At 68.4% G+C, this 3,017-nt stretch carries 3 protein-coding genes; all 3 read right to left on the reverse strand.

Annotated features, from left to right (window positions below; all coding sequences use genetic code 11):
• Nucleotides 1-186: 186 nt before the first annotated feature.
• Nucleotides 187-600, reverse strand: coding sequence for a VOC family protein (locus DBR23_RS24590; RefSeq protein ID WP_108499872.1), 414 nt, complete (start codon nt 598-600; stop codon nt 187-189).
• A 129-nt stretch (nt 601-729) separates the two neighbouring features.
• Nucleotides 730-1,752, reverse strand: a complete 1,023-nt coding sequence (locus DBR23_RS24595) for a zinc-binding alcohol dehydrogenase family protein (protein ID WP_108499873.1) — start codon at nt 1,750-1,752, stop codon at nt 730-732.
• 73 nt (nt 1,753-1,825) lie between these two features.
• On the reverse strand, nt 1,826-2,980 hold the full coding sequence (locus DBR23_RS24600) for an alkene reductase (protein ID WP_108499874.1): 1,155 nt from the start codon (nt 2,978-2,980) through the stop codon (nt 1,826-1,828).
• Between the last annotated feature and the right edge of the window lie 37 nt (nt 2,981-3,017).

A 3,017-nucleotide genomic window follows, 5' to 3' on the forward strand; every position in this document is an offset into this window, starting at 1 on the left:
ATGGCACGCTCCGAGTCCAAGCGCTGGGGCGAGATCATCAAAGCGGCAGGCGTGAAACTCGACTGACCCCCCTGAGCGGCTGCGCCGCTTCCCCCCAGGGGGACGCACCCGGTGGCCTGGCAAAGCCAGTTCCACGGGTGCGCTCGCTTGGCGACGCGCCCTCTGCGGAGGTTGCAGCGGTGTTTCTTACTCCGGCAGGTGGCACACCGCCTCGATGTTGTTGCCCTCGGGGTCGATGACAAACGCGCCGTAATAGTGGGGGTGGTAGTCGGGCCGCAGGCCCGGGGCGCCGTTGTCTTGGCCCCCGGCTTCGATGGCGGCGCGGTAGAAGGCATCGACCTGGGCCCGGGTGGCGGCCCTCCACGCCAGGTGGCAGCCCGTGGTGGCGGGCGGGCCGCCGTAGGGCGAGGGGCCGTCGATGAACCACACATCCGCCTTCTTGCCGTCGGGCTCGGACGGAGCCGGGTAGGCATAGCCCAGCATGTTCGAGCCGTAGTTGCCTTCAAAACACAGGCTGTAGCCCAAAGGCGCGAGGGCAGCGGTGTAGAACGCCTTGGTGCGGGCGATGTCGGTGACACGGAAGGTCATGTGGTCCAGCATGGGAGGTCTCCTCGGGTTGTGGTGCCCTGATTTATACCTGAAAGACTGTTTATAAATACAGTATTTTTCAGCCCGACACACAATCTGCCGCGCGGGTGGTGCTACGCCCCCTGCGTGGCCCGCAGGTCTTCAGGCCCACCCCTCCAGCACCAGCTTGCCCCGCGCCTTGCCGCTCTCGATCAGCGCATGTGCGCGCTTCAGATTCTCGGCATTGATCGTTCCAAAGCGCTGGTCCAGCGTCGTGCGAATCAGCCCCGCATCCACCAGCTGCGCCACCTCGGTCAGCAGCCGGTGCTGGCCGATCATGTCGGCGGTGCCGAACAGTGCGCGGGTGAACATCAGCTCCCAGTGCACCGACACCGACTTGCGCTTGAACTTCGTCACGTCGAGCGACACCGGGTCATCGATCAGCGCGAACTGGCCCTGCGGCGCGATGGCCTCGACGATCTGGTCGAAGTGCGCGTCGGTCTGCGTGAGGCACACGACGATGTCCACCGTGGGGTGGCCGATGCGGGCCAGCTCTTGAGTGAGCGGCTGGCTGTGGTCGATGACGTGGTGGGCGCCCAAGTCGCGCACCCACTGCTGCGTTTCGGGGCGCGATGCGGTGCCGATGATCGTGAGGCTGGTGAGCCGCGCCGCCAGCTGCGTGAGGATGGAGCCCACGCCGCCGCTCGCGCCAATGACGAGCAGGGTCTTGTGGGTGGGCTGCTTGCCAGGGGCCACACCCAGGCGGTCAAACAGCAGCTCCCACGCGGTGATGGTGGTCAGCGGCAGCGCGGCGGCTTCGGCAAAGTCCAGCGATTGGGGGGCATGGCCCACGATGCGTTCATCCACCAGGTGCAGTTCGCTGTTGGTGCCCTGGCGTGCGATGGAGCCCGCGTACCAGACGCGGTCGCCGGGCTGGAACAGTGTCACCTCCGGGCCCACGGCGCGGACGATGCCGCTGGCGTCCCAGCCCAGCACCTTGTAGTCGGGCCCGTCGCCGCTGCGTGAGCTGCTTTTGCGCACTTTCGTGTCCACGGGGTTGACCGAAACGGCGCGCACTTCCACCAGCAGATCGCGGCCCGTGGCCACCGGGTCGGGCAGGGTGATGTCGAGCAGCGACTCGGGGTGGTCGATGGGGTGGGCGGTTTGGTAGCCAACGGATTTCATGATGGGTCCTTGAGGTGCAAAGGGAGTTGAAGCGGGGGATATGCGGAGTCCGGAAGGGCGCGTGGTGCCGTTTTCAGGCCACTTCAGCCGCGCCAGCCCGGGCCTTGGGCGCAGCCAGCGGGGCCGGTGTGTAGTCGCTGTAGCCATGTGCGTCGCCTCCAAACAGCGTGGCCGCATCGAACGGGGCCAGTGGCAGCCCGGCGGCATAGCGCGCAGGCAGATCGGGGTTGGCAATGAACGGGCGGCCAAACGCCACCAGGTCGGCCATGCCGGACGCGAGGATCTGTTGCGCGCGTTCGGGTGTGTACTGGCCCGCCACCATCACTCGGCCGCTGAAGGCGGTGCGTAGAGCCTGGCGGAATTCATCTGGAATGCGGGGGGCGTCGTCCCAGTCGGCCTCTGCCAGGTGGATATAGGCCAGGCCCAGCGTGTCCAGCTCGCGCGCCAGGTGCAGGATGGTGGGGATGATCTCCGGGCAGTCCATGCCGCGCTGCGTGATGAACGGGGCCAGGCGCATGCCCGTGCGTTCGGCGCCGGCCTCGCTGGCCACTGCAGCGGCCACTTCGCGGGCGAAGCGGGTGCGGTTTTCCAGCGGGCCGCCATAGGCGTCGGTGCGGTGGTTGGAGGTCGTGCGCAGAAACTGGTCAAGGAGATAGCCGTTGGCGCCGTGGATCTCCACGCCGTCGAACCCTGCGCGCATGGCGTTGGCGGCGGCACGGCGGAAGTCGTCCACCACGCCAGGAATCTCGGCGGCCTCCAGCGCGCGAGGCACGGGGCAGTCGAGCATGCGGCCCACGCCGTCTTCGCCTGCCACCCATACCCGTGCTGCCGGGGCCAGGGCCGAGGGCGCCACGGGCAGCCCATCGGCATGGAAGCTGGCGTGCGACATGCGGCCCACGTGCCACAGCTGCAGCACCATGCGCCCGCCCGCGGCGTGCACCGCTTCGGTCACGCGGCGCCAGCCTTGCACCTGCGCGTCGCTGTAGATGCCGGGCGTGAAGCTGTAGCCCTGGCCTTGGCGTGACACCTGGCTGGCCTCGCTGACGATGAGGCCTGCACTGGCGCGCTGGGCGTAGTAGTCGGCCATGAGCGCGTTGGGCACGTCGCCCGGCTGGCTGCTGCGGGCGCGCGTCATGGGCGCCATCACGATGCGGTGGGGCAGTGCCAGCGGCCCCATCTGCAGGGGGCGGAACAGGGCGGGTGTGGCGGTGTGTGGGGTGGTGGTCATGGCAGGGGCTCGGGTCGGCGGCAGGCCGGTGTGGAAC

It is taken from the genome of Acidovorax sp. HMWF018 (genome assembly GCF_003061035.1).
GTDB classification, from domain to species: Bacteria; Pseudomonadota; Gammaproteobacteria; order Burkholderiales; family Burkholderiaceae_C; genus Acidovorax; species Acidovorax delafieldii.

What these genes read in the sequence shown, in the direction of transcription:
- DBR23_RS24590 (WP_108499872.1), bottom strand. Translation starts at nt 600, where the DNA reads ATGCTGGACCACATGACCTTCCGTGTCACCGACATCGCCCGCACCAAG.
- DBR23_RS24600 (WP_108499874.1), bottom strand. Translation starts at nt 2,980, where the DNA reads ATGACCACCACCCCACACACCGCCACACCCGCCCTGTTCCGCCCCCTG.
- DBR23_RS24595 (WP_108499873.1), bottom strand. Translation starts at nt 1,752, where the DNA reads ATGAAATCCGTTGGCTACCAAACCGCCCACCCCATCGACCACCCCGAG.